This window comes from Citrobacter sp. wls718, assembly GCF_005280945.1.
Classification (GTDB): Bacteria; Pseudomonadota; Gammaproteobacteria; order Enterobacterales; family Enterobacteriaceae; genus Citrobacter; species Citrobacter gillenii.
The window spans coordinates 33,016-57,407 of the sequence record NZ_SZWV01000010.1 but is presented as its reverse complement, the minus strand read 5'-3'; the positions used below and the strand labels follow the sequence as shown (position 1 = coordinate 57,407).

Below are 24,392 nucleotides of genomic sequence, written 5' to 3'. Positions count from 1 at the left end.
GTGCGGCGGTGTGACAACCGCCGCCGCTATTTATCGATTACGCGTTGGAATAGCGTTCGGTTTCCGGCATCCAGCGTTCAATCAGCGCCACCGCCTGTTGTGGGTAACGTTCGTGAATATGACGGGCAATGCGCTGAACTTCCGGAATAATTGCCTGATCGCGTAGTAAATCCGCTACTTTGAATTCCGCCGTCCCCGTCTGACGTGTCCCCAGTAATTCTCCGGGGCCGCGAATCTCCAAATCCTTTTGCGCAATCACAAATCCGTCGTTACTGTCTCGCAGGACCTGCAGGCGTTTCTGCGCGGTTTTTGACAGCGGTGATTTGTAGAGCAGCACGCAGTGGGAGGCCACCGCGCCACGACCGACGCGGCCGCGTAGCTGATGCAGCTGGGCCAGACCTAAACGTTCCGGGTTTTCGATAATCATCAGGCTGGCGTTGGGGACGTCCACGCCGACTTCAATCACCGTGGTGGCGATCAACAGATGCAGTTCTCCCTGCTTGAAGGCAGCCATCACCGACTGCTTCTCGGCGGGCTTCATGCGTCCGTGCACCAGACCAATATTGAGTTCCGGTAGGGCAATTTTCAGCTCTTCCCACGTGGCTTCTGCCGCCTGGGCTTCTAACAATTCAGACTCTTCAATCAGCGTGCAGACCCAGTAAGCCTGACGTCCTTCATGGGTACAGGCGTTGCGCACGCGATCAATAATATCGCTGCGACGGGTATCCGGGATGGCGACCGTGGTGACCGGCGTACGACCCGGCGGGAGTTCGTCTATCACCGAGGTGTCGAGATCGGCGTAGGCGGTCATTGCCAGAGTACGCGGGATCGGCGTGGCAGTCATGATCAGCTGATGCGGGTGGAAACCCTGCTGCTGACCTTTTTCCCATAGAGCCAGACGTTGATGAACGCCAAAGCGGTGCTGTTCGTCGATAATCACCAGCGCCAGACCATTGAACTGAACCTGCTCCTGAAAAATGGCGTGTGTACCGACAATCATCTGTACCTGCCCGCTGGCAATGGCTTCCTGTTGGGCAAGACGCGCTTTACCTTTCTGCTTACCGGCCAACCAGCCGACTTCAATGCCAAGTGGGGCAAACCAGCTACGGAAGTTATTCGCATGCTGTTCGGCCAGTAGTTCGGTTGGTGCCATCAGCGCTACCTGCTGACCGTGGGCAATAGCCCGTAGGGCAGCGAGCGCGGCGACCAGGGTTTTACCAGATCCGACATCACCCTGTACCAGGCGCATCATCGGGACATCCAGCGCCATGTCGCGTTCGATCTCAGCGGTCACCCGCGCCTGTGCGGCTGTGGGCTTAAAGGGTAACGCGGCCAGCAGCTGGTTTTTCAACGTATCGTTGGCACTCAGTGACTGGGCATGAAAACGCTGCGCCCCGGCGCGCAATGCCAGCATACTGAGGTTATGGGCTAAGAGCTCTTCGAGGATCAGGCGCCGCTGCGCCGGATGTTGTCCGGTTTCTAGATCGCTGAGCTGTAACGATGGCGGTGGACGATGCAGCGTGCGCAGCGCTTCCGGTAGGCTCATCATGCCCTGTAACAGTTCGGGCGGCAGCAGTTCGGCAATGGCGCAGGTATCGAGCAAATCCAGCGCCTGATCGGTAAGTTTGCGCAGCGTAGCCTGCTTAACCCCTTCCGTGGTTGGGTAAACTGGCGTGAGCGTTTCCTGCAGTTCCGGGGTGCTGAGATCGCCCTGTACGCGGTATTCCGGGTGGATCATCTCTGCCCCGTATTTCCCGCGCTTGGCTTCACCGTAGGCCAGCACTCGCCGACCTGTCGCCAGGCTATTTTTCATTGCCGCGCTGAAGTTGAAAAAACGCATCGTCAGGATGCCGGAACCGTCGCTTATCTGGCAGGTCATCATTCGCCGACCACCGAAGGTGACAGTGCAGTTCAGCACTTCTCCTTCTACGGTGGCGTAGACGCCCGGCAAAAGCTCGCCAATTGGGTACAGATGCGTGCGGTCTTCATAACGCAGAGGAAGGTGTAACAGGAGATCCTGTACGGTGTGCAGGCCGATTTTAGCCAGTTTACTGCTTTGCGCTGCGCCAACGCCCGTCAGGGAATTAAGTGGAATGGCATCCAGTAAACGGCCTTTCATCGGATTTATCTCGCTGACTGCATAGTGGCCCACCACGCGGCATCGGCTTCAATTTCGCCCTGCGTATTGACGTGGGGGTAAGGGAGACCTTTGCGCTTTGCGACGTTGGCCAGCACCGGATAACCCCCTTCGAAAAGCAGGCGCTGCTGCTCGTCTTCCGGCAGCATGCTGTTATCTCGCTGGTACATGCCGGCGTTTTGCCGCTGGCGCTGTGCTTCATACAGAATGAGTGCGGAGGCAACCGAGACATTCAATGACTGCACCATGCCGGTCATAGGAATGATGATATCCCGATCCGCAAGGTCTAACGCTTCCTGGGTGATGCCGGTTTTTTCCTGACCCATCAGGATGCAGGTGGGGCGCGTGTAATCAATTTCGCGGAAATCGACAGCTTTATCAGAGAGATGCGTCGCCAGAATCTGCATGCCCTGATTTTTTAAATGGGTGACCGCATCGCCAATAGTCGGGTGGGTCTTAACTTGCACCCAGCTGTTACTGCCTGCGGCAGAAGAGAGCATGGTGCGCATGCGGCTACCCGGCCAGACGGCGTGGACTTCGTGCACGCCGACCGCGTCTGCGGTACGAACGATCGCAGAAACATTATGAGGTTTATGGACCTGCTCCATGCAGACGGTCAGATCGGGCTGACGCCTGGCGAGCATTTCACAAATACGCGCATAACGGTTTGAGTTCATTACACTTCATCCTTCGAACTGCCTCGGCGTTGGCTGCACTTACTTACCCCAGTCACGTACTTCTGTACGCTACTGGGGATTCATTCGCTTGCCGCCTTGATGCAATTCGAATGATTTTGTGTAAGCGCTAATTTCTATTACGTGTGACTTTAATAACGTCCGGCATTACGCGGATTTTGCGCATGATATTCGCCAGATGCACGCGATCGCGAGCGGTCAGGCGGATAAAGGCGCTGTAGACGCGACCGTCTTTTTCTTCCGTATTCAGGCTTTGAATATTGGAAGTCGTGGTGTTGATTGCCGCCGTCAGGTTAGCCAGAGCACCCTGGTGGTTAAACATCTCCACCTTGATTTCGGTGATGAATTCCTGCTCCGTTTCTTTGTCCCATTCTACCGCCATAAACTTCTCTGGCTCTTTCTGGTAACCACGGATGTTACGACAGGATTCATGGTGAATGACCAGACCTTTCCCCGGGCTGACGTGGGCGATAATCGGGTCACCTGGGATGGGACGACAGCATTTCGCGAAGGTGATCAGCACACCATCAGCGCCTTTGATCGGCAGATGGCCGTGGCCGGATTGCGCAGGAACATTCGCAGATGCGTCACCCTGCTGGAGGTTCTTCGCTACCACCACGCTCATGGCATTCCCCAGGCCGATTTCCGCGAGCAGATCGTCAAGCGTGGCGAGCTTCATGCGCTCAAGCTCACGCTGGATGCTCTCCTGCGGGATCTCAGCCAGTTTACGGCTGCCGCCTAAGGCATGGTTAAGCAGACGGCGACCCAGGCTAACGGAATCATCGCGCTTGAGGTTTTTCAACAGCTGGCGAATTTTGGCGCGGGCTTTCGAGCTAACGACAAAGTTAAGCCACGCCGCATTCGGACGCGCGCCCGGAGCGGTAATGATCTCAACAGTTTGGCCGCTGGAAAGCGACTGCGAAAGCGGGTAAGGCTGTCTGTCGACGCGTGCACCGACGCAGGCATGACCGATGTCGGTATGCACGGCATAAGCGAAATCGACAGGTGTTGCACCGGCAGGCAGTTCAACAATGCGCCCTTCCGGTGTGAAAACATAAATCTCATCCGGGAAGAGATCAGATTTGACGCTTTCAATAAATTCAAATGAGCTACCGGCACTCTGCTGCAGTTCCAGCAGGCTTTGCATCCAGCGCTGTGCGCGGATTTGCGCTGTGGTGCTGCTTTCACCGCCGTGCTCTTTATATGCCCAGTGCGCAGCAACCCCCATCTCCGCCATTTGGTCCATGTCTTCAGTACGAATTTGTACTTCAACCGGAACCCCGTGCGGACCGATCATCGAGGTGTGCAAAGACTGATATCCGTTCGCTTTCGGAATGGCGATATAGTCTTTCACGCGACCAGGACGGGGTTTGTACAGGCTGTGCATTTGACCAAGTACGCGATAACAGGTGTCGGCGTCGTGGACGATAACGCGAAACGCGTAGATGTCCATGATCGAGTGAAAACGCTGCTCTTTGAGCACCATTTTGCAGTAGATCGAGTACAGGTGTTTCTCGCGACCGCTTACGCGACACGGAATGCCTGCCTCCTGCAAACGCCCTTCGATTTCCGAGAGGATTTTTTGAATCATCTCTTTGCGGTTGCCGCGTGCGGCTTTAACCACTTCTTTAATCACGCGATAGCGGTTCGGGTACAGCGCTTCAAAACCCAACTCTTCCAGCTCGGTTTTAATGTGATGTATACCTAAACGGTGCGCCAGCGGACTGTAGATTTCGAGGGTTTCGCGGGCAATACGGCGACGTTTGTCCGGGCGTAATGAGCCCAGCGTGCGCATATTGTGGGTACGGTCGGCAAGTTTGATGAGAATGACGCGGATATCCTGCACCATCGCCATAATCATCTTGCGAAAGTTTTCGGCCTGCGCCTCTTTCTTATCGCGGAACTTAAGCTTATCAAGCTTCGATACCCCTTCAACCAGTTCTGCAACGCTTTTACCAAAAAGCTGTTCCATGTCCTGGTAGGTGGCGGGGGTATCTTCAATCACGTCATGCAGCAGCGCAGCCATTAGCGTTTCATAGTCGAGTTTCATCTCGGCCAGAATGCAGGCTACTGCTACCGGGTGCGTGATATAGGGTTCACCGCTTGAACGTGTCTGGCCCTCGTGAGCGTCACGTGCAACGAGATACGCCTGCCGAAGACGCTTAATCTGGTCTTCCGGCAGGTAGTTTTGAATCAGTTGATTCAGGCTTTCAAACAGATACAAGGGCGACCCGCTTTGTGATTAACGACGACCTTCAGCAATAGCGGTAACGGCTTGTAATTCAGCGGCTTCCTGCTCTTGCTGTTCCTGGCGCTCACGCACGTCGAGGATCTGGTTGTTGATCAGACCTTCTTCGATTTCGCGCAGCGCGATTACGGTAGTTTTATCGTTTTCTTCTGGTACAAGCGGATCCTTTCCGCCTGTCTGCATCTGACGAGCGCGACGCGCGGCGACCAGTACCAGGTCAAAACGGTTACCAATTTTCTCTACAGCGTCCTGAACAGTTACGCGTGCCATACTTAAAATGCTCCACAGGTGAAGAAATGACTGGGCATGATACTGAATGTGGGTTCAGTCTGCCAACAGTTTGCTGATTAAAGCGTCATGGCGCTGCTTTTGGCGGCTCATGCGCAGACGTTCGGCGCGAATGATCGTTTTCAAATCGCCCAGGGCAGTATCAAAATCATCATTCACAATCAGATAATCATATTCGGCGTAATGGCTCATTTCTGCAACAGCTTGTGCCATACGTTTTGCGATCACTTCTTCGCTATCCTGACCACGCCCACGCAGGCGACGGTCCAGTTCAATCTTAGAAGGCGGCAAAATAAAAATACTGCGTGCATGCGGCATTTTTTCACGAATTTGCTGCGCACCTTGCCAGTCGATATCTAAAAAGACATCTACGCCCGATGCCAGTACTTGCTCAATTGCCTCACGCGAGGTGCCGTAGTAATTGCCGAATACCTCTGCGTGTTCCAGAAACGCATCTCTGCCAATCATGGTCCTGAATTCATCATGGTTCACAAAGAAATAGTGTTCACCATGCACTTCCCCCGGGCGCGGTGCGCGCGTGGTGTGCGAAACAGAAACCTGGGTGTCATACAACGGTTGGGTCTTTAATAAAGCCTGAATCAGGCTGGATTTACCCGCGCCACTGGGGGCAGAAACAATATAAAGCGTGCCTTGAGCCATGAGTATCTTATGTATGTGATTGTCGAAAGAGAGCCTACATACGGGCTTATTATACACGTAGCCGCTATACGACGTAGTCTTTGTCACACTTTTTGCGCAGGATTATTGCGTTTTGCGTATCTTTTTCCTGTTTTATCGCAGAGTTGCTGCAACAAGTAAAAATGACCGGAAAGCTCCTCGCAGGATGGCTTTTTACCACTCGGATTCTCTGCCGCTTCGCGCTATACCTGCCGCGTAATACAACCTACAGCGGAGGTAGTGATGGCAATAAGGAAATACATGGTGCTGATTTTGCTGCTAGGGCACTTACCCGTATGGGCTGTGTGCCCGGTCTGGTCGCCAGCCAGGGCTCATGAGGAAATTTCACAGCTACAACGGCAGATAACCCAGTGGGATGCCAGCTACTGGCAGCAGGGGGTCAGTGCTGTAGACGATGGCGTTTATGACCAACTCAATGCGCAATTACGGCAGTGGCAGCGCTGTTTTGATGAGGAGCCTCAAGCCGAGGTGGTTGCCCCACCGATTAGCGGGACGATATCGCATCCCATTCCCCATACCGGTGTCCGTAAACTTGCAGATAAACCCGCGATACAACAATGGTTACGTAACCGCAGCGATGTATGGGTACAACCGAAGGTCGATGGGGTTGCGGTGACGCTGATTTATAAGGATGGCAGTCTTGTCAGGGCGATTAGTCGCGGAAATGGACTTAAAGGGGAAGACTGGACCCAGAAGGTTCGTCGGATCCCTTCCATACCGCAGACAACTAAAGGTCTGCTGGCGAACAGCACCTTACAGGGTAAAATATTTCTACAGCAGGAGGGGCATATCCAGCAAAAGAGAGGCGGAATGAACGCCCGCTCGAAGGTGGCAGGAATGCTGATGCGTCAGGATAATCCAGAGTCACTACACTCCCTGGCTGTTTTCATCTGGGCTTGGCCTGATGGCCCAGAGGCGATGCAGGAAAGACTCACGCTGCTCGCTGATGCGGGGTTCGGTTTTACACAACACTATACTCAGCCCGTGAATAATGCAGATGAGGTCGAGCGTGCCCGTACACATTGGTGGACTTCTACATTGCCTTTCGTGACGGATGGTGTGGTGGTGCGCATGGCAAAAGAGCCGCCAGCACGAAACTGGTTACCCGGACAGGGCGATTGGGTGGTGGCCTGGAAATATTCTCCGGTCGCTCGCGTGTCCGAGGTCATGGATATTCAGTTTTCTGTTGGTAAAAGTGGGAAAATTGCCGTGGTCGCAATACTGGCACCTGTCATGCTGGATGATAAACGGGTGCAGCGTGTCAATGTCGGCTCTGTAAGGCGCTGGAATGAATGGGATATTGCCCCAGGCGATCACCTCCTGATAAGCCTGGCCGGACAGGGCATTCCTCGCATCGATGAAGTTGTCTGGCGCGGCACTCAACGTACTAAACCTACGCCCCCAGAGGGGCACTTCAATTCATTGACCTGTTTTTATGCCACGCCTGAGTGTCAGCAACAGTTTGTTGCTCGACTGGTCTGGCTGAGTGCAAAAGAGGTGCTGGATCTTGAGGGTATCGGCGAGGCGGGATGGCGGGAACTCCATCAGGCGTATCGCTTTGAACATATCTTTTCGTGGCTGGCATTAACCCCAGAGCAATTACAGTCCGCGCTTGGGGTAAGCAAGGGAGAGAAGTTGTGGCATCAATTCAATCTGTCACGGCAGCGTCCTTTTACTCGCTGGCTAATCGCCATGGGTATACCGTTAACACAGGTAACACTTAACGTCAGTCACAAGAGTACCTGGCGGCAATTACAGGCGTGCGATGAGAGCCGTTGGCGCCAGCTTCCCTCCACGGGGGAGCGTCGTGCCAGACAGGTGATTCAATGGCGGGATAATCGGCAAGTCAACGCGCTGAGCAACTGGTTGGCCGCTCAGCGCGTTACCGGATTTATGCCTTAGTGGCCTTCATGGTGATAATAGAACACCGGCAGCCCTAGCTTCAGGCGCAGCGCCAATAATCGCGCAGTAAAGCCGAATAGCAGGGTGGAGATAACGACCACATCGTGATTGGAAACATAATGTTGTAGCACGATGTACAGTACGGCAGCGGCAAATGACACCCCGGCATACAGTTCTTTCTGGAACACCAGCGGAATGCGTTTGCAGAACATATCGCGCAATACGCCACCAAAGACACCGGTGGTGACTGCTGCTACAACGGCAATGATTGGTCCATGTCCCATATCAAGTGCAACCTGTGCGCCGATAATCGAGAACACCACCAGGCCTAGTGCATCCAGTACGAGGAAAATCTTGCGCAGGTAGGGCATGACGGGAGCAATAATTGTGGTTAGCACCGCGGCGGTCGCCACAATAATGACGTACTCAGGATGTTTCACCCAGCCGAGAGGATAATGGCCGAGAAGAATATCACGGACGGACCCGCCGCCAATGGCTGTCGCGGTGGCAATAATAATAACGCCAAATGTATCCATGCGACGACGGCCTGCCGCCAGTGCACCCGTCATGGCTTCAGCAGTGATGCCAATTAAGTATAAAACGTGTAACAGCATGTATTCCCCCTGATTTCCTGGGGGCTAAGGTTAGCGATTTGTGCTCGTTGTCACGATTGAGATTTTCTAAGGCGAAGTGGTTTTAATAACTACAGCTAATGCGAATTTACTAAGCATGCCAGATGGTATGCACTTTAAGCTATAAAAACTGAGCATAGATGATGAGAAAATATAATTCGAAGTGGCGATAAAATAAGCGGATAGTTGAAAAGCAGGCGTAGCGCCGCCATTTTATCGACGGGCTACGTGAGGAGATGACCTATTCGATGTTCTGAATCTGCTCGCGCATTTGCTCGATCAATACCTTCAGCTCAATGGCTGAGTTAGTCACTTCGGCATTGATGGATTTAGAGGCGAGGGTGTTCGATTCACGGTTGAATTCCTGCATCATAAAGTCCAGACGACGGCCGACCGCCTCTTTTTTCTTCAGGATGTTATAGGTTTCTTTAACGTGGGCTTCCAGACGATCTAATTCTTCCGCCACATCGATACGCTGCGCCATCAGCACCAGCTCTTGTTCAAGACGGTTATTTTCCAGTTGAACCTGTGCGTCTTCGAGTTTGGCAACCAGACGTTCACGCTGCCACTGCAGGATTTCCGGCATATGCGCGCGGACTTTCGCCACTTCGGTGCTGACGCCTTCCAGACGTTGTTCGATTAACGCTTTTAGCGCCTGGCCTTCGGTTTCACGTGCGACAATAAAGTCGTCCAGCGTGCCATCGAGCGCGGCAAGGATCTCTGCGGCAATAGCGTCCAGGTCTTGTTCCTGGGCCGCCATGACACCCGGCCAGCGCAGGATATCAACCGGATTAATTTCGCCTTCATCGCTCTGCATCTTGACCCAGTTTGCGGCGGTGACGAGCTGTTTAGCGAGTTTTTCATTCAGGAGCAACTCACCTTGCGCGCTGGCATCAGGCTCAAAACGCAGCGTACATTCGATTTTACCGCGTGTCAGACGCGTGCGGATGCGTTCGCGTACAACAGGCTCAAGACTACGGAACTGTTCCGGCAGGCGAAAATAGGTTTCCAGATAACGCTGGTTTACCGAGCGCATTTCCCAGGTAGCGCTACCCCATTCACCCTTGATTTCACGCCGGGCGTAGGCGGTCATGCTGCGGATCATAGACGTTCCTGTTTTTGAAGATGAGATGGGAGGATTATAGCCATCCATGTCTTGTCAGGATAGGAATAACCGTCGGAACTCCGTATAATGCGCAGCCACATTCGTTTCAAGCCGGAGATTTTATCATGCGTCCAGCAGGTCGTAGTGCCAACCAGGTGCGTCCCGTCACCCTGACCCGTAATTATACAAAACACGCTGAAGGCTCCGTGCTGGTCGAATTTGGTGATACCAAAGTACTGTGCACCGCCTCGATTGATGAAGGCGTGCCGCGCTTTCTGAAGGGCCAGGGACAAGGCTGGATCACCGCAGAATATGGCATGTTACCGCGTGCGACTCATACCCGTAACGCGCGTGAAGCGGCGAAAGGTAAGCAGGGCGGCCGTACCATGGAAATTCAGCGTCTGATCGCGCGTGCGCTGCGCGCCGCCGTTGACCTGAAAACGCTTGGCGAATTCACCATCACCCTGGACTGCGACGTGATTCAGGCAGACGGCGGTACCCGTACTGCATCCATTACCGGTGCTTGTGTTGCGCTGGCTGATGCGCTGAACAAACTGGTTGCCAGCGGTAAGCTGAAAACCAACCCAATGAAAGGGATGGTTGCTGCGGTGTCCGTGGGTATTGTGAATGGCGAAGCGCTCTGCGATTTAGAGTACGTTGAAGACTCTGCGGCAGAAACCGACATGAACGTGGTGATGACCGAAGACGGTCGCATTATTGAAGTGCAGGGCACGGCGGAAGGCGAACCGTTCAGCCATGAAGAACTTCTCACCCTACTGGCACTGGCCCGAGGGGGAATTGAATCCATCATAACGACGCAGAAGGCGGCGTTAGAAAATTAATTTTAAAGGCGACTGATGAGTCGCCTTTTTTTTGTCTGTTATAAAGTGAGATGAGGAGCGAATCCATGAAACCGTATCAGCGCCAGTTTATTGAGTTTGCGCTTAGCAAGCAGGTACTAAAGTTCGGCGAGTTTACGCTGAAATCCGGGCGTAAGAGCCCCTATTTCTTCAACGCTGGACTGTTTAATACCGGGCGTGACCTGGCACTGTTAGGCCGTTTTTATGCCGAAGCGCTGGTGGATTCCGGTATTGATTTCGATTTGCTGTTTGGCCCTGCGTACAAAGGTATTCCTATTGCCACAACGACCGCCGTTGCGCTGGCAGAACACCACGATAAAGATTTGCCGTACTGTTTTAACCGTAAAGAGGCGAAAACCCACGGCGAAGGTGGTAACCTGGTCGGCAGCGCATTGCAGGGCCGTGTGATGCTGGTGGATGATGTGATCACCGCCGGTACGGCGATTCGTGAGTCGATGGAGATAATCCAGGCGAATGGTGCGATGTTAGCTGGGGTTCTGATTTCTCTCGATCGTCAGGAACGGGGTCGTGGTGAGATTTCCGCTATCCAGGAGGTGGAGCGTGATTATGGGTGCAAGGTCATTTCAATCATTACCCTGAAAGACTTGATTGCGTATCTGGAAGAGAAGCCGGAGATGGCGGAACATCTGGCCGCAGTGCGGGCGTATCGCGAAACGTACGGCGTATAATCAGAACTGCCGGATGGCGCTACGCTTATCCGGCCTACGCACTTTCTGTAGACCCGGTAAGCGTAGTAGCGCCACCGGGCAATCAGCGATTACTGCAATTGTGCGACTATCAGCGGCCAGCGGATGTCAAAATCGTCCGTTGGACGGTATTTAAATTCGCTGCGCACAAAACGAGACAGCATACCTTCACAGAAAGCCAGTAACTGGCTGGCCAGCAGCGTTTCATCCATGGCGTAACCTTCACCTTCACGCATCCGTTTTTCTCGCAGGACCTGACGCAGCTGGGCCTCGATGCGTTCAAACAACTGATTAATGCGGCCCTGCAGACGATCTTGCTCAAACATCAGTGCGTGACCGGTCAGAATACGCGTCAGGCCGGGGTTACGTTCACCGAACCCTAAAATCAGCAACACGATCAGACGCAGGCGTGCGCCGGTGTCTTTTTCATCTTTCAAAATCAGGTTGATACGGGTAATCAGACTATCTTCGATAAACTCAATCAGGCTATCGAACATGCGGGTCTTGCTGGGAAAATGGCGATACAATGCCGCTTCGGAAACGCCAACAGAGGCTGCCAGTTTTGCTGTCGTAATGCGTTGGCTTCCATCGCTGGATTCAAGCATCAGTGCCAGAGACTGAAGTATTTCTTCGCGACGATTCCTTTTCGCAGTTTGCTTTTCTACCATGTTACAAAATACCCCTGAAAATAAGCACTTGCCAGGCAGGCATCCACACAGCGACCGCAAACGACGGTTTGCGGTATGTTATTGCGTTATTACGCTGTGGGATACTTCTCTACGGGTTACTTGCGCCCGGAATGGCCGAAGCCGCCTTCGCCACGATCGGTGGCTTCAAATTCTTCCACCAGATTAAATTCAGCCTGCACGACCGGCACAAAGACCATCTGTGCAATACGCTCACCCGGCTCGATAGTGAAGCTGTCCTGGCCACGGTTCCAGACAGATACCATCAGTTGGCCCTGATAATCGGAGTCAATCAAGCCGACCAGGTTGCCAAGTACGATACCGTGCTTATGGCCCAACCCGGAGCGTGGAAGCATTACCGCCGCCAGCGAAGGGTCGGCGATATGAATGGCTAACCCGGTTGGCACCAGCGTCGTCGCGCCCGGAGCCAGTTCTACGGCGTCATCAAGACAGGCGCGCAGGTCAAGTCCGGCAGAGCCAGAGGTGGCGTACGTCGGGAGCGGAAATTGTTGCCCTACGCGTGGGTCCAGAATCTTAACGTCGATTTTTTTCATCATAACGGGTCACGATCTCGTCGAGTAATAATTGGCCCAGGAGTTCTTTACGCTCAAGCGGTAAGACTTTATCTCCATCCTGCCAGAAAAGGTGTAATGCGTTGCTGTCGCTGTTAAATCCTTGAGTAGATAGTGAAACATCGTTTGCACAAATCACATCAAGGTTTTTGCGGATACGTTTTTGCCGGGCATATTCTTCCACATTATTTGTTTCGGCGGCAAACCCAACGACAAAAGGACGATTAGCATTGAGTGCGGCAACCCCGGCGATAATATCCGGGTTTTTGACCATTTTTACTGTGAATTCATCACCCTGCGTCGCCTGCTTTTTGATTTTTTCATGGGCTACGGTTTCTGCGCGATAATCAGCGACGGCGGCACAGCCGATAAAAATATGCTGTTGCTGTACGACTGATTGCACGGCAGCTTCCATTTCGAGCGCCGTAACGACATCAATACGCTGCACCAAAGGCGGCGTGGCTAATGACACGGGACCTGACACCAGCGTGACATTAGCGCCGCGCTTTGCTGCCGCAGCGGCGATGGCGAAACCCATCTTTCCGGAACTGTGGTTAGAAATGTAGCGCACCGGATCAAGCGGCTCGCGTGTTGGGCCAGCCGTAATCATGATGTTGAGATGTTGCAGGGAATTGACAGGTGAAAAATGTTCCGCCGCCATATCCACAATGGTTAACGGATCCAGCATACGGCCAGGGCCAACATCGCCACAGGCCTGGCTGCCGCTGTCGGGTCCCCAAATGAGCAAGCCACGTGACGCGAGAACGCCGAGATTGTGCTGTGTTGCGGCGGCTCGGTACATCTGCTGGTTCATGGCCGGTAAGACGGCAACAGGCGCAGGCGTTGCCAGGCAGATCGTTGACACCAGATCGTTGGCCATGCCAGCGGCAACGCGCGCAATCAAATCAGCCGTGGCGGGGGCCAGGATAACTAAATCGGCCCATTTCCCGAGTTCAATATGACCCATCGCAGCTTCTGCTGCGGGGTCAAGCAAGCTGTCGGAAACGGGGTAGCCCGAAACCGCCTGTAAGCTCAGGGGCGTAATAAACGCTTTTGCCGCCTCGGTCATTGCCACGCGGACGTCTGCGCCACGTTCCCGTAAACGGCGTACCAGCTCGGGGGTTTTGTATGCAGCAATACCGCCACTGACACCAATTACGATTTTTTTACCGGCCAGGCTCATCATGATCTTTCCTGTTGGATTTCACCAGAAGGCGGATATTTTATCACAATCCTCAATGCGACGTGCTTTTGCCGGGAAGCACTTTGCGAGGCGTCACGAAGAAGTGAAAACAGGACGTCGCTTCATGGCGGGTGTTATGTAACCATTCGCGGGCTAAGGGAGGAGAAGCATGGAAGAGATGGAATGTTCGATGCCCCGGGAAAAAATGATGGCTCTGGGGGTAGATTCGCTGACGGATGTTGAGCTATTGGCACTTTTTTTACGTACCGGTTCGCGAGGGAAAGATGTCCTGACGCTGGCAAAAGAGATACTGCAAAATTTTGGTTCTCTGTATGGTCTGTTATCGGCCGATTACATGGATTTCAGCCAGGTTCAGGGTATTGGCGTGGCGAAGTATGCCCAGCTAAAAGGTATTGCCGAATTGGCAAAGCGTTACTACAACGTGCGCGTGATGGAAGAACGTTCGCTACTGAGTCCCGAAATGGCGCGTGAGTTTCTGCAAAGCCAGTTCTCGCAAGAGGAACGAGAGATCTTTCTGGTGATCTTTCTTGATGCTCAGCATCGTGTGATTAAACACAGCACACTTTTTTCTGGCACGCTCAGCCACGTCGAGGTACATCCGCGAGAAATTGTCCGTGAGGCGATAAAAATGAATGCGTCGGCGCTGATCCTTGCGCATAATCACCCTTCGGGGTGTGCAGAGCCGAGTAAAGCGGATAAACTTATCACCGAGCGTGTTGTGAAATGCTGTCAGTTCATGGATGTCCGGGTGCTTGATCATCTAGTAATTGGGCGCGGAGAGTACGTTTCTTTTGCGGAACGCGGTTGGATTTAACGCACTTTACGCGATCCATCGGGATCTTTGTCTGTTCGGGACTTGAGCACATCGCTGACTCAGCGTATACTACGCCACCTTTGAGAATCTCGGGTTTGGCATTTGGGCCTGGCAATCGAGAGTTCGCAAATATACGAAATCATTCATTCGGTATCCAACGTTGATGCAGTATGAAAGATTGAGTGTATTGAACTGCGATAACCGGGCTGAGAAGCCTGACGAGGCGCCAATACCCCATACGAAGCTCGAGCTAATTTGATTTTTGGAGAATAGACATGTCCCGAGTCTGCCAAGTTACTGGCAAGCGTCCGGTGACCGGTAACAACCGTTCCCACGCACTGAACGCGACTAAACGCCGTTTCCTGCCTAACCTGCACTCTCACCGTTTTTGGGTTGAGAGCGAGAAGCGTTTTGTCACCCTGCGTGTATCTGCTAAAGGTATGCGTGTTATTGATAAGAAAGGCATCGAAACAGTTCTGTCTGAACTGCGTGCCCGTGGCGAAAAGTACTAAGAGGAAATAAATCATGGCTAAAGGTATTCGTGAGAAAATCAAGCTGGTTTCTTCTGCTGGTACTGGTCACTTCTACACCACCACGAAGAACAAGCGTACTAAGCCGGAAAAACTGGAACTGAAAAAATTCGATCCAGTTGTCCGTCAGCACGTTTTATACAAAGAAGCGAAAATCAAATAATTTTCGCTTTGATGTAAAGAAAAACCCTGCCTCGGCGGGGTTTTTTGTTTTCTGGCCGTCCCCATATTAATGAGACCTGATACACCGCCGGAGATGCTATGCCTGAATTACCTGAAGTCGAAACCAGCCGCCGTGGTATTGAGCCGCATCTCGTTGGGGCAACGATTCTGCACGCCATTGTGCGTAATGGGCGTCTGCGTTGGCCGGTATCAGAAGAAATCTATCGTCTTAGTGATAAGCCTGTGCTTAGCGTACAACGTCGTGCGAAGTATCTGCTTTTAGAGCTAGCGGATGGCTGGATTATCATTCATCTGGGCATGTCAGGCAGTTTACGTATTCTTCCTGAAGAACGCCCGGCAGAAAAACACGACCATGTGGATTTGGTGATGAGCAATGGCAAAGTCCTACGCTATACCGATCCCCGGCGGTTTGGGGCGTGGTTATGGACCAAAGAACTGGCGGGACACAATGTTCTCGCGCATCTTGGCCCGGAGCCGCTGAGCGATGATTTCAACGCCAGTTACCTCCAGCAGAAATGCGCGAAGAAGAAAACGGCGATTAAACCCTGGCTGATGGATAACAAGTTAGTGGTGGGGGTTGGCAACATCTATGCCAGCGAGTCGCTGTTTGCGGCTGGTATCCATCCTGACCGCCTGGCATCGTCGCTGTCGGTATCTGAGTGTGAGCTGTTGGTGCGCGTTATCAAGGCGGTTTTGCTTCGCTCTATCGAGCAAGGGGGAACGACGCTGAAGGATTTTCTGCAAAGTGACGGCAAGCCGGGCTATTTTGCCCAGGAGTTGCAAGTCTATGGGCGAGAAGGTGAGCCTTGCCGTGCATGCGGCGCGCCGATCGTTGCGACAAAACATGCACAGCGAACGACATTCTACTGCCGTCGCTGCCAGAAATAGCGTAGATAACGCCTTTACTTCAGCTTGACCATTAACGCCTGGTGCACGTTCGCCGGTAAAAAGTGGGTCACGTCCCCCTGATGGCGGGCGACTTCTTTAACCAGCGATGATGAGATAAATGACCATTCTTTGGAAGGCATCAAAAAGACGCTTTCCAGCTGCGGCATCAGGTGGCGATTCATGTGCGCCAACTGCATTTCATACTCAAAATCTGCCACGGCACGCAGCCCACGAATCAGAACATTTGCCTGTTTATCGCGGGCGAAGTTTGCCATTAAGTCGCTAAACCCCAGTACTTCGACATTGTCGAGATGCGCCGTTGCCTGCTGTGCCAGCTCAACACGCTCTTCCAGAGTAAACATCGGTTTTTTACTGGGACTTGCGGCAATCGCCAGAATCACGTGATCGAACATGCTTGTTGCACGCGTCACAATATCGATATGGCCGTTAGTAATGGGATCGAAGGTTCCTGGATAAATTGCCCGTTTTTGCATGACAACCCTCAGTGCGTTTTGGGTGGCAGGTAAGGTTCCAGCAGCTGCAGCAGACGCTGTAGCGCGCCCTGGTTTTGATACAGAACTTCAACTGCATGACGACCATAGAAATTACGATAATCTGCATCGGTCAGCAACGACGAGATCTCTTTCACCAACGTGGTGGTATCGGTGACGGTGATCAATCCACTTGCCTGCTCAAGTCGGGCGCAAATATCTTTAAAATTAAAGGTATGTGGTCCCATCAGTACGGGAATCGCATGCGCTGCAGCTTCTAATGGGTTATGACCCCCACGTTCAACCAGTGAGCCGCCGACGAATGCCAGGTCGGCAATGCCGTACAGCAGCATCAGTTCGCCCATCGTATCGCCAATAACCACCTGAGTACCTGAGGACGGGACTTCTCCCGAGGACCGTGTGGTATAGCTTAGCCCAGCCTGGCGTACGAGGTTAATGGCATCCGGAAAACGTTCCGGATGTCGTGGAACCAGAATCAGTAACAGATTCGGGAACTGATTTAATAATGCCTGATGCGCGGCGACGATAATGCTTTCTTCACCATCGTGTGTGCTGGTAGCAATCCATACCGGGCGATGTGGTGCCCACTGGCGACGTAACGTGATCGCTTTAGCGGCCAACTGCGGGGTGACGGAAATATCAAATTTTAGACTGCCGGTGACGGTCACCTGATTGCTCTTTGCACCAAGCGTAATAAAGCGTGCACCATCTTCTTCATTTTGTGCGGCAATCAACGTAATACGACGTAGTAATCTGCCAACAAATTTACCCAGTTTCGCGTAGCCTGCGGCCGAACGGGCGGAAAGTCGGGCGTTAGCAATGACCAGAGGAATATGACGTTTGTGGAGTGCCGCGATCAGATTTGGCCACAACTCGGTTTCCATGATTAACACCAGTTTGGGGTCAACTTTGTTCAGGAAACGGTTGAGTGCATCGGGTAAATCGTAAGGTAAATAGACGTGTTGAACGTCAGTACCAAATGCAGACTGGACGCGCTCTGAGCCGGTTGGTGTCATGGTGGTAACCGTGATCGGCAGGTCCGGGTAACGATGTCGCAGGGCGCGGACTAATGGGATCGCCGCCAGTGTTTCGCCCACGGACACAGAATGCAGCATGATGCCGCCTGGCTTTAGTGGACGACGATAAAATCCGTAGCGTTCACCCCAGCGTTTACGGTAGGCCGGAGCCTTACGACCGCGCACCCAAAGCCGTATCCAGATCAAGGGCTGAATAAGGTAGAAAAGGGCGGTGTAAAGCAATTCGAGCATAATAGTGGCTAACCTAGGGATGTGCTGGGGATTCTATGTATTTAACTGTGGCTTTACCATCATTTTTATCCAGGTTGTACCAAAACGCTTGTGTTGACAAGGCATTGTTATGCCTGGCGGTCGTTTCAAAAAACACCTGCTTCCAATATTAGGGCTTAACTTCTCGTGCGATACGACTTTTACGATGAAATTGAATTTATATTATGTATCTGTTTTTTATATTAAATTTAATTTTTTTGTTCAAAAAACATTCAGTTCGGATTGAGTGATAATCAATGATATACTATTGCGCAATTTCTGGTAGTTTGCGGCCGAAGCATGTGGAGTAATCTTTGGGTAGCGCAAGTAAGGATTACAGTCCCCTTATGTATCTGGCTTGGTATGCCTGGCGACACGATGCGGATATTAATGCATGATCATTGCTTTTTGTTTGTACAAGTATTTTCCTTATGGTGGATTGCAGCGTGATTTTCTGCGGGTTGCGCAGACGGTTGCTGCACGGGGACATCATGTTCAGGTCTTTACCCAACAATGGCAGGGGGAGCGCCCTGAAGGCTTGGAAATTATACTCGTTCCAGTTACATCCAGAACAAATCATGGGAAAAATGAGCAATATCATCAATGGGTTCAACAGTATTTTAGCCAACATCCTGTTGATCGTGTTGTTGGTTTTAATAAAATGCCTGGGCTGGATGTGTATTATGCAGCCGATGTCTGTTATGCCGAAAAAGTTGCCCGTGAAAAAGGTTTTTTTTACAAGCTGACGCGGCGTTATCGCCATTATGCCTCGTTTGAAAAGGCGGTATTTCAGCAAGGTTCTCATACCACATTACTGATGTTAACCAACAAACAAATTGGCGATTTTAAACGTCATTATCATACCGAGAATCCACGTTTTCGTATTTTACCACCGGGTATTTACCCTGACCGAAAGTACAGCCAGCAGCCTGAAAACAGTAGACAGATTGTCAGGGAAAAAAATGATATTGGTCTCGATCAGTTCTTCCTTCTGCAGGTAGGTTCAGATTTCAAGCGTAAAGGTGTGCTGCGTACATTGCAGGCTCTGGTGTCTTTGCCTGAACCTCTACGCCAGCGTACGCGGTTGATGGTCGTCGGTCAGGATAAAGCAGATCGTTACCGTGCTCAGGCTCGCCAATTGGGTATTGAAAAACAAGTACAGTTTTTCTCGGGGCGGGATGATATCTCCGAATTGATGTCTGCTGCGGATTTGTTACTGCATCCTGCTGTTCAGGAAGCTGCTGGGATTGTCTTATTAGAGGCAGTAGTTGCAGGGTTGCCGGTGTTAACCACGGAAGTATGCGGGTATGCTGACTATATCAATGCTGCCCAATGTGGCGTGGTTATTCCTGAACCGTTTGTGCAGAACAACTTGAATTCAGCACTTTTCGATGCGTTGCAAAACAATGAGCAAAGAAGTCGCTGGGCCGGAAATGCACGGCATTTTGCTGATACAGAAGATCTCTATAGTCTGGCTGACAGGGCTGCAGACATCATTTTAGGCATTGAGAATGATTGAATTAAAAGAACCCTTTGCCACGCAGTGGCAGGGAAAAGATCCGTTTACAGAAGTCGCTAAACTGGATGGTGAGGTTTTTCGTGCGTTGGAAACGCGACGTACTCTACGTTTTGAGATGATGGGGAAAGGATATTTTCTTAAATATCATCATGGAACCACGCTCAAAGAAGTGGTGAAAAACCTGATTTCGTTACGTATGCCAGTGCTGGGGGCCGATCGAGAGTGGTTAGCTATTCATCGTTTGCAAGCGTTGAATGTTGATACCATGACCGGGGTGGCGTTTGGACAGAAAGGACTGAATCCATTAGAGCGTACGTCATTTATTATCACTGAAGATCTCTCTCCTGCTATCAGCCTCGAAGATTTTTGCGCTAGTTGGAGTGTTGAACGCCCTAATTTTGTATTAAAACGGACCATTATCACCCGCGTGGCAGAAATGGTGGGTAAAATGCATCGTGGTGGGGTGAACCATCGTGACTGTTATATCTGTCACTTTTTGCTTCAACAACCTATGCCCTCAAAAATTGAGGATATTAAACTCTCGGTGATCGATCTGCATCGTGCGCAAATACGCCAACATGTACCTCGCCGTTGGCGCAATAAAGATTTGATTGGGCTCTATTTCTCATCACTTGAAATCGGGCTGACATCAAGAGATATCTATCGATTTTTACGTGTTTACTTTGCCATGCCGCTACGTGAAATTTTCCGCCAGGAAGTTAAATTGTTTGAACAAGCCGTTACGAAAGCGCAAAAAATCAGACAGAGAACAATAAGAAAAGCGCTCTAAAGTACATATTAATTTTGAGGCCATTGCACTATGAACATCGATTTTCAGCAAGTAATTATTCAAAAGCATTTGATTGACAGTTCTACGCACGAAAAGAACAAAAAACTAAATATTGCGTATGGTGTTGATCGTAATTTTTTATTTGGTTCTGGCATCTCGATGACCTCAGTGCTGGTAAATAACCCTGATATTGATATCCACTTCTATATAGCAACAGACTATGTCGATGATGACTATCTGGAAAGTGTAAAACGACTGACGCAGATGTACAGTACGACGGTGACGGTTCTGGTTTTCGATAATACTGCATTTCGAAAATTACCGAGCACTAAAGCCTGGACCTATGCAATGTATTATCGCTACTTTGCATTTGAGTATTTAAGCACTGAAATTAGTTCAGTGCTGTACCTTGATGCCGATGTGGTTTGCAAAGGTTCTTTACGAGAACTTACTGAAATTAATTTTTGTGGGGAATATGCCGCTGTAATCAATGATATTGATGAAGTGCGTATTAAATCTGGTACCAGACTTGGCATTCCTGAGTTGAGTAATGGGTATTTTAATTCTGGCGTGGTGTTTGCCAACCTGGCCGTCTGGCGAGAGCAACAACTACTAACTAAAGCCTTTTCTATTTTAGAAGAGCGCCAAAGGGAGCTTCTTTATTTTGATCAAGATGTTCTTAATATATTATTTGTCGGTAATGTGATTTTCCTGAGAAGAGACTTTAACTGTATTTATGGTGTTGATCAGGAACTGAAAAATAAGAATGATGAAATTTACAAAAACTATATCACTGATGATACAGTGTTAATTCATTATGTTGGAGTAACAAAGCCATGGCATACATGGGCTAAATATCCAGTAGCTAAGTTTTTTATTGAAGCATATCAGAAATCCGCATGGGCGGAAAAATCTTTATTGAATGCAAATACGGCGAAGCTATATAAACGTAAATCGCGGCATGAAAAAGTGCAGCGGAAATATATCCGTTCTGTGCTAAGCCACGTTATGTATATAAAAAATAAACTACATAATGCACGGTCGCACTAGTTTGCTGTGCAGATAATTTTCAGATAGCATAAAAAGGTGTAGTACATGAATTTTGATTGTCATCAGTCTATCAAGGATACCATTGAGATCTGTGGTGCTCCAACAGATCATACCCCGCAGCTCAATATTGCATGGGGGGTTGATCAGAATTTTATGTTCGGAGCGGCAGTTTCGATGTCGTCCGTTTTACTACATAATCAAGATATCAGCATTCATTTTCACCTTTTTACTGATTATATTGACTTAGATTATCGGCAACGGCTTGAAAAACTAGCAAAACAATTTTCTAGTAATATAACGGTCTATGTAATGAATGCTGAAGGACTAAAGGTCTTGCCATGCGGAAATGCCTGGTCTCATGCGACTTATTTTAGATTCATTGCATTCGAATATCTTAGCGAAAAAATCGATAGTCTACTCTATATTGATGCCGATGTGGTATGTAAGGGTTCGTTGATTGATTTAACGAATATCAAATTTGGGCATCATGTAGCTGCAGTTATCCAGGATGTTGATGATAGTCGCTCATATGCAGCTACTCGTCTTAATGTTCCAGAGTTTAATGAGCAATATTTTAATGCTGGGGTTGTTTTTGCCAATTTAAAGGAATGGAAGGAGCAACAATTTTTCTCTAAAGCATTTTCTACTCTTTTAGATAAAACTAAGAAATTTGCGTTTCTTGATCAGGATGTTTTAAATATCATGTTTTTGGGGAAAACTATTTTCTTACCACGAATTTATGATGCAATATATGGTATTAAACAAGAACTTAAGAGCAAAGATCTTTCAAAGTATAAAGAGTATATAACACCTGAAACCATTCTGATCCATTATATAGGCGTGACTAAACCATGGAATTCCTGGGCTAACTACCCTTCTGCAGTGTACTTTGTTGAGGCATGGAAAGCCTCCCCTTGGGCGGATGTTCCCTTGCTGCCAGCCAGAACGCCAAAACAGTATAAAAAGAAATCACGGCATGAAAGGCTACAAGGAAAATATTTCGCTTCAATAATTAGCTATATCGGCTATTTACGTACAAAGTTACAAAGTAAGTAAAAAAACTCCCGAAAGGGAGTTTTTTATTTAGCGCAGTTTTGTCTTGAGATATTTCATATACCATTTGAAAGAAGCGCAGTAATTTCCCCTTTTGGCTTCCTGACGCGAGTAAACCCGATAATCAGTAGGCCTCATTCGCGGGGCATAAGAGCGCATTTCTGTGTTCTGCCATGGTGTAAAATGATGGTAGAAAAGATACAGCTGCTGTGAAAGCCCTGTGTGTTCTTTATACCATGGCTTTCTTCCACCGGTGAAATGGATAATGCGTGGCAGGTTATCTTTTTGATAGAAGAAGCTATCTTTCTGTTGATCGTTAAACCAGTTAAACAAAAAATTCCATCGATTATCAATAAATTTGACGTTGCCATCCATTGCAATATTTAGAGCATCTTGATCAAAGTAAGGTAGATTTTTTCCCTGTTCAAATAGTACAGTATTTGCTTTGTTTTCGATGTCGAATTTAATCCAATTCGCAATATTAATATACAAAAAACCGGCATTGAAGTAATGACCTGTACTGAGACCTAGGCGTTTGGCATTTTTTGTATCATGGATATCGAGCGAGTCGTGGCTGGCTGCGCAAATGACGTTACTGATATCAATACTGTTAATATCATTGAGTTTATCAAAACACAGAGTGTCGGCATCTAAATAGATAAAGTGCTCAACTTTATCTTTCAGTAAGCGCGGAACGGCAAGGCGCATATAAGTTGAACGGTTCAGGTGTTTGATTGCAAAGTCATTGTTATATTTTTCAATCTCTTCTTTATCAATATTGACAACCTGAATTTTATCACTGGTGGAGCGTAGCTTATCAATCTCTTTATCAGTGACGTCATAGACAAAAACGAAAAATGACAGGTCTTGTCCTGGGTTGTTCATTATGACGGACATAATGGACACTGCTACATATTCCAGATAGTTGGCATCTGTACAGTAAGCAATATTAATAACGTTATTTTTGTTGTCCATTTATGCTTTCTCATTGCCTTTATTATTGCCACTATCATGAAGTACCATATCGATAGCGTCAATCACAGCTTGTTCTGGTACCCATGTTAAATATTTTTTTGACCTGTCGAGTTCATCTCTGGAAGGCATTGGATGGTAATCGCCAGCCCAAATCAACACGGCTTTATCTGACCATGGTCTCCATTGCTGATAATTGGTAGCGCCAAACAGGCAGACCTGTGGTGTTCCTAACGCTGCCGCCATATGCATAGGCGCAGAATCGACCCCGATGTAAAGAACTGCATGGTCGATCAACGCAGCCAATTGCAGGAAGGTTGTTTTGCCTGCCAGTGTCAGGTCAGGAGAAACCTGGCACAGTTCTGCGATGCGTTGAACCTGCTGTTGCTCCCCTAATGCTGGCCCACAGGTAAGATAAATATGCAGGCCTTGTTGATGCAGATGGTCTATGACATGTGCGAATTTATCATCATCCCAACATTTAAACTCTTGCCTTGCCGTAGGCTGAATAACAACATATTTTTGCGAAGATAGTGCAGGCAGCTGGGATACTAAATGTTGATAGTCATCCGGACGATAACACAACGACATCTCTTTCTTGAGCTCTGCTTCACCAAAGCCAACCCCTTTCAATATAGATAAATTTTGCTCAACGACATGTGTTCCAACGGAGGGCGTTATGTGTGTAAAAAGCCGATTCCATTGATTTTTGTCACGTTCAAACGCAACCGAGGGACGATGCAGGGAGGCTATAAGGGCTGCAATAGGCCACTGCTCTGTTAAGTTGACGATAAGATCATAGTGATTTTTCTTTAGTTGTTGACGCACCGATAGGTAATTTTTCGTAGTCGCCAGCAAACCTTTCTTTTTCTCGATGAGGTAAAAATCATTGATATCTTTATTCGCGGCTACGATTGCTTTGGTATCTTTATATAGAAGCAGATCGATTTTAGCCTGCGGATAGCGGGCTCGAATGCTGGCAATGACGGGGGTGATCAACAGTACATCCCCGTAAAATTTGAGCTTGCAGATAAGAACTCTGTCCACTTTATCAAACATG

The 24,392-nt window shown here is 49.7% G+C and carries 25 protein-coding genes; 11 read left to right on the top strand and 14 right to left on the bottom strand.

Going from position 1 to position 24,392, the window contains the following annotated elements:
• Positions 1-37: 37 nt before the first annotated feature.
• The 5 genes from recG to gmk all read right to left on the bottom strand — a co-directional run bounded on the left by recG (position 38) and on the right by gmk (position 6,028).
• Positions 38-2,119 carry an ATP-dependent DNA helicase RecG gene (gene recG, locus FDW95_RS02010; protein WP_115257159.1) on the bottom strand — a complete coding sequence of 694 codons (2,082 nt, stop codon included), beginning with the start codon at positions 2,117-2,119 and terminating at the stop codon, positions 38-40.
• Positions 2,120-2,124: 5 nt separating this feature from the next.
• On the bottom strand, positions 2,125-2,814 hold the full coding sequence (trmH, locus tag FDW95_RS02005) for a tRNA (guanosine(18)-2'-O)-methyltransferase TrmH (protein WP_096759065.1): 690 nt from the start codon (positions 2,812-2,814) through the stop codon (positions 2,125-2,127).
• A gap of 127 nt (positions 2,815-2,941) precedes the next feature.
• Positions 2,942-5,056: a bifunctional GTP diphosphokinase/guanosine-3',5'-bis pyrophosphate 3'-pyrophosphohydrolase gene (spoT, locus tag FDW95_RS02000; protein WP_096759066.1), complete on the bottom strand. Its 2,115-nt coding sequence runs from the start codon at positions 5,054-5,056 to the stop codon at positions 2,942-2,944.
• A gap of 18 nt (positions 5,057-5,074) precedes the next feature.
• Positions 5,075-5,350 carry a DNA-directed RNA polymerase subunit omega gene (gene rpoZ / locus FDW95_RS01995; RefSeq protein WP_002442542.1) on the bottom strand — a complete coding sequence of 92 codons (276 nt, stop codon included), beginning with the start codon at positions 5,348-5,350 and terminating at the stop codon, positions 5,075-5,077.
• A gap of 54 nt (positions 5,351-5,404) precedes the next feature.
• On the bottom strand, positions 5,405-6,028 hold the full coding sequence (gmk, locus tag FDW95_RS01990) for a guanylate kinase (protein ID WP_005122601.1): 624 nt from the start codon (positions 6,026-6,028) through the stop codon (positions 5,405-5,407).
• A 261-nt stretch (positions 6,029-6,289) separates the two neighbouring features.
• On the opposite strand from gmk, the gene ligB reads away from it, so the two are divergent.
• On the top strand, positions 6,290-7,969 hold the full coding sequence (ligB, locus tag FDW95_RS01985; protein WP_115257160.1) for an NAD-dependent DNA ligase LigB: 1,680 nt from the start codon (positions 6,290-6,292) through the stop codon (positions 7,967-7,969).
• Here ligB and FDW95_RS01980 read toward each other — a convergent pair.
• Both FDW95_RS01980 and FDW95_RS01975 read right to left on the bottom strand, forming a co-directional pair.
• Entirely contained in the window at positions 7,966-8,583 is a 618-nt protein-coding gene (locus FDW95_RS01980; protein ID WP_096759068.1) for a trimeric intracellular cation channel family protein, read from the bottom strand. The genes ligB and FDW95_RS01980 overlap by 4 nt on opposite strands.
• Before the next feature lie 259 nt (positions 8,584-8,842).
• Positions 8,843-9,706, bottom strand: coding sequence for a YicC/YloC family endoribonuclease (locus tag FDW95_RS01975; protein ID WP_096759071.1), 864 nt, complete (start codon positions 9,704-9,706; stop codon positions 8,843-8,845).
• Between the two features lie 125 nt (positions 9,707-9,831).
• Here FDW95_RS01975 and rph point away from each other — a divergent pair, with 125 nt between their 5' ends.
• Positions 9,832-10,548 (top strand): ribonuclease PH, encoded by a 717-nt coding sequence (rph, locus tag FDW95_RS01970; protein ID WP_115257161.1) that lies wholly within the window; start codon positions 9,832-9,834, stop codon positions 10,546-10,548.
• Positions 10,549-10,613: 65 nt separating this feature from the next.
• Positions 10,614-11,255: an orotate phosphoribosyltransferase gene (pyrE, locus tag FDW95_RS01965; protein WP_115257162.1), complete on the top strand. Its 642-nt coding sequence runs from the start codon at positions 10,614-10,616 to the stop codon at positions 11,253-11,255.
• An 89-nt stretch (positions 11,256-11,344) separates the two neighbouring features.
• Here pyrE and slmA read toward each other — a convergent pair whose 3' ends face one another.
• From slmA to coaBC, 3 genes are all read right to left on the bottom strand, one after another.
• Positions 11,345-11,941, bottom strand: a complete 597-nt coding sequence (slmA, locus tag FDW95_RS01960) for a nucleoid occlusion factor SlmA (protein ID WP_096759074.1) — start codon at positions 11,939-11,941, stop codon at positions 11,345-11,347.
• A gap of 116 nt (positions 11,942-12,057) precedes the next feature.
• Positions 12,058-12,516: a dUTP diphosphatase gene (gene dut, locus FDW95_RS01955; protein WP_003827259.1), complete on the bottom strand. Its 459-nt coding sequence runs from the start codon at positions 12,514-12,516 to the stop codon at positions 12,058-12,060.
• Positions 12,494-13,714 (bottom strand): bifunctional phosphopantothenoylcysteine decarboxylase/phosphopantothenate--cysteine ligase CoaBC, encoded by a 1,221-nt coding sequence (gene coaBC / locus FDW95_RS01950; RefSeq protein WP_115259885.1) that lies wholly within the window; start codon positions 13,712-13,714, stop codon positions 12,494-12,496. The genes dut and coaBC overlap by 23 nt, the downstream gene beginning before the upstream one ends.
• A gap of 169 nt (positions 13,715-13,883) precedes the next feature.
• On the opposite strand from coaBC, the gene radC reads away from it, so the two are divergent.
• The 4 genes from radC to mutM all read left to right on the top strand — a co-directional run bounded on the left by radC (position 13,884) and on the right by mutM (position 16,150).
• Positions 13,884-14,549, top strand: a complete 666-nt coding sequence (gene radC / locus FDW95_RS01945; protein WP_096759076.1) for a DNA repair protein RadC — start codon at positions 13,884-13,886, stop codon at positions 14,547-14,549.
• Positions 14,550-14,824: 275 nt separating this feature from the next.
• Positions 14,825-15,061, top strand: coding sequence for a 50S ribosomal protein L28 (gene rpmB / locus FDW95_RS01940; RefSeq protein ID WP_003024071.1), 237 nt, complete (start codon positions 14,825-14,827; stop codon positions 15,059-15,061).
• Positions 15,062-15,074: 13 nt separating this feature from the next.
• On the top strand, positions 15,075-15,242 hold the full coding sequence (gene rpmG, locus FDW95_RS01935) for a 50S ribosomal protein L33 (RefSeq protein WP_003024094.1): 168 nt from the start codon (positions 15,075-15,077) through the stop codon (positions 15,240-15,242).
• Positions 15,243-15,340: 98 nt separating this feature from the next.
• A complete protein-coding gene (gene mutM, locus FDW95_RS01930) occupies positions 15,341-16,150 on the top strand; it encodes a bifunctional DNA-formamidopyrimidine glycosylase/DNA-(apurinic or apyrimidinic site) lyase (RefSeq protein WP_115257164.1) in 810 nt (269 codons plus the stop codon).
• A gap of 14 nt (positions 16,151-16,164) precedes the next feature.
• On the opposite strand, the gene coaD is transcribed toward mutM, so the two are convergent.
• Complete coding sequence (coaD, locus tag FDW95_RS01925; protein ID WP_115257165.1) at positions 16,165-16,644, bottom strand: pantetheine-phosphate adenylyltransferase; 480 nt, start codon at positions 16,642-16,644, stop codon at positions 16,165-16,167.
• An 8-nt stretch (positions 16,645-16,652) separates the two neighbouring features.
• Positions 16,653-17,930 carry a lipid IV(A) 3-deoxy-D-manno-octulosonic acid transferase gene (gene waaA, locus FDW95_RS01920; protein ID WP_115257166.1) on the bottom strand — a complete coding sequence of 426 codons (1,278 nt, stop codon included), beginning with the start codon at positions 17,928-17,930 and terminating at the stop codon, positions 16,653-16,655.
• Positions 17,931-18,342: 412 nt separating this feature from the next.
• Here waaA and FDW95_RS01915 point away from each other — a divergent pair, with 412 nt between their 5' ends.
• From FDW95_RS01915 to FDW95_RS01900, 4 genes are read left to right on the top strand one after another with little or no spacing between them, the layout of a single operon-like run.
• Positions 18,343-19,467, top strand: coding sequence for a glycosyltransferase family 4 protein (locus tag FDW95_RS01915; protein WP_115257167.1), 1,125 nt, complete (start codon positions 18,343-18,345; stop codon positions 19,465-19,467).
• Entirely contained in the window at positions 19,460-20,257 is a 798-nt protein-coding gene (gene rfaP, locus FDW95_RS01910) for a lipopolysaccharide core heptose(I) kinase RfaP (RefSeq protein WP_115257168.1), read from the top strand. Before FDW95_RS01915 ends, rfaP begins: the two co-directional genes overlap by 8 nt.
• A gap of 30 nt (positions 20,258-20,287) precedes the next feature.
• Positions 20,288-21,307, top strand: a complete 1,020-nt coding sequence (locus FDW95_RS01905) for a glycosyltransferase (RefSeq protein WP_115257169.1) — start codon at positions 20,288-20,290, stop codon at positions 21,305-21,307.
• Positions 21,308-21,352: 45 nt separating this feature from the next.
• Complete coding sequence (locus FDW95_RS01900; RefSeq protein WP_115257170.1) at positions 21,353-22,363, top strand: glycosyltransferase; 1,011 nt, start codon at positions 21,353-21,355, stop codon at positions 22,361-22,363.
• A gap of 27 nt (positions 22,364-22,390) precedes the next feature.
• Here FDW95_RS01900 and FDW95_RS01895 read toward each other — a convergent pair whose 3' ends face one another.
• Both FDW95_RS01895 and rfaQ read right to left on the bottom strand, forming a co-directional pair.
• Positions 22,391-23,335, bottom strand: a complete 945-nt coding sequence (locus FDW95_RS01895; RefSeq protein ID WP_115257171.1) for a glycosyltransferase — start codon at positions 23,333-23,335, stop codon at positions 22,391-22,393.
• A complete protein-coding gene (rfaQ, locus tag FDW95_RS01890) occupies positions 23,336-24,391 on the bottom strand; it encodes a lipopolysaccharide core heptosyltransferase RfaQ (RefSeq protein ID WP_137363395.1) in 1,056 nt (351 codons plus the stop codon). It lies immediately after the preceding gene.
• Position 24,392 lies beyond the last annotated feature (1 nt).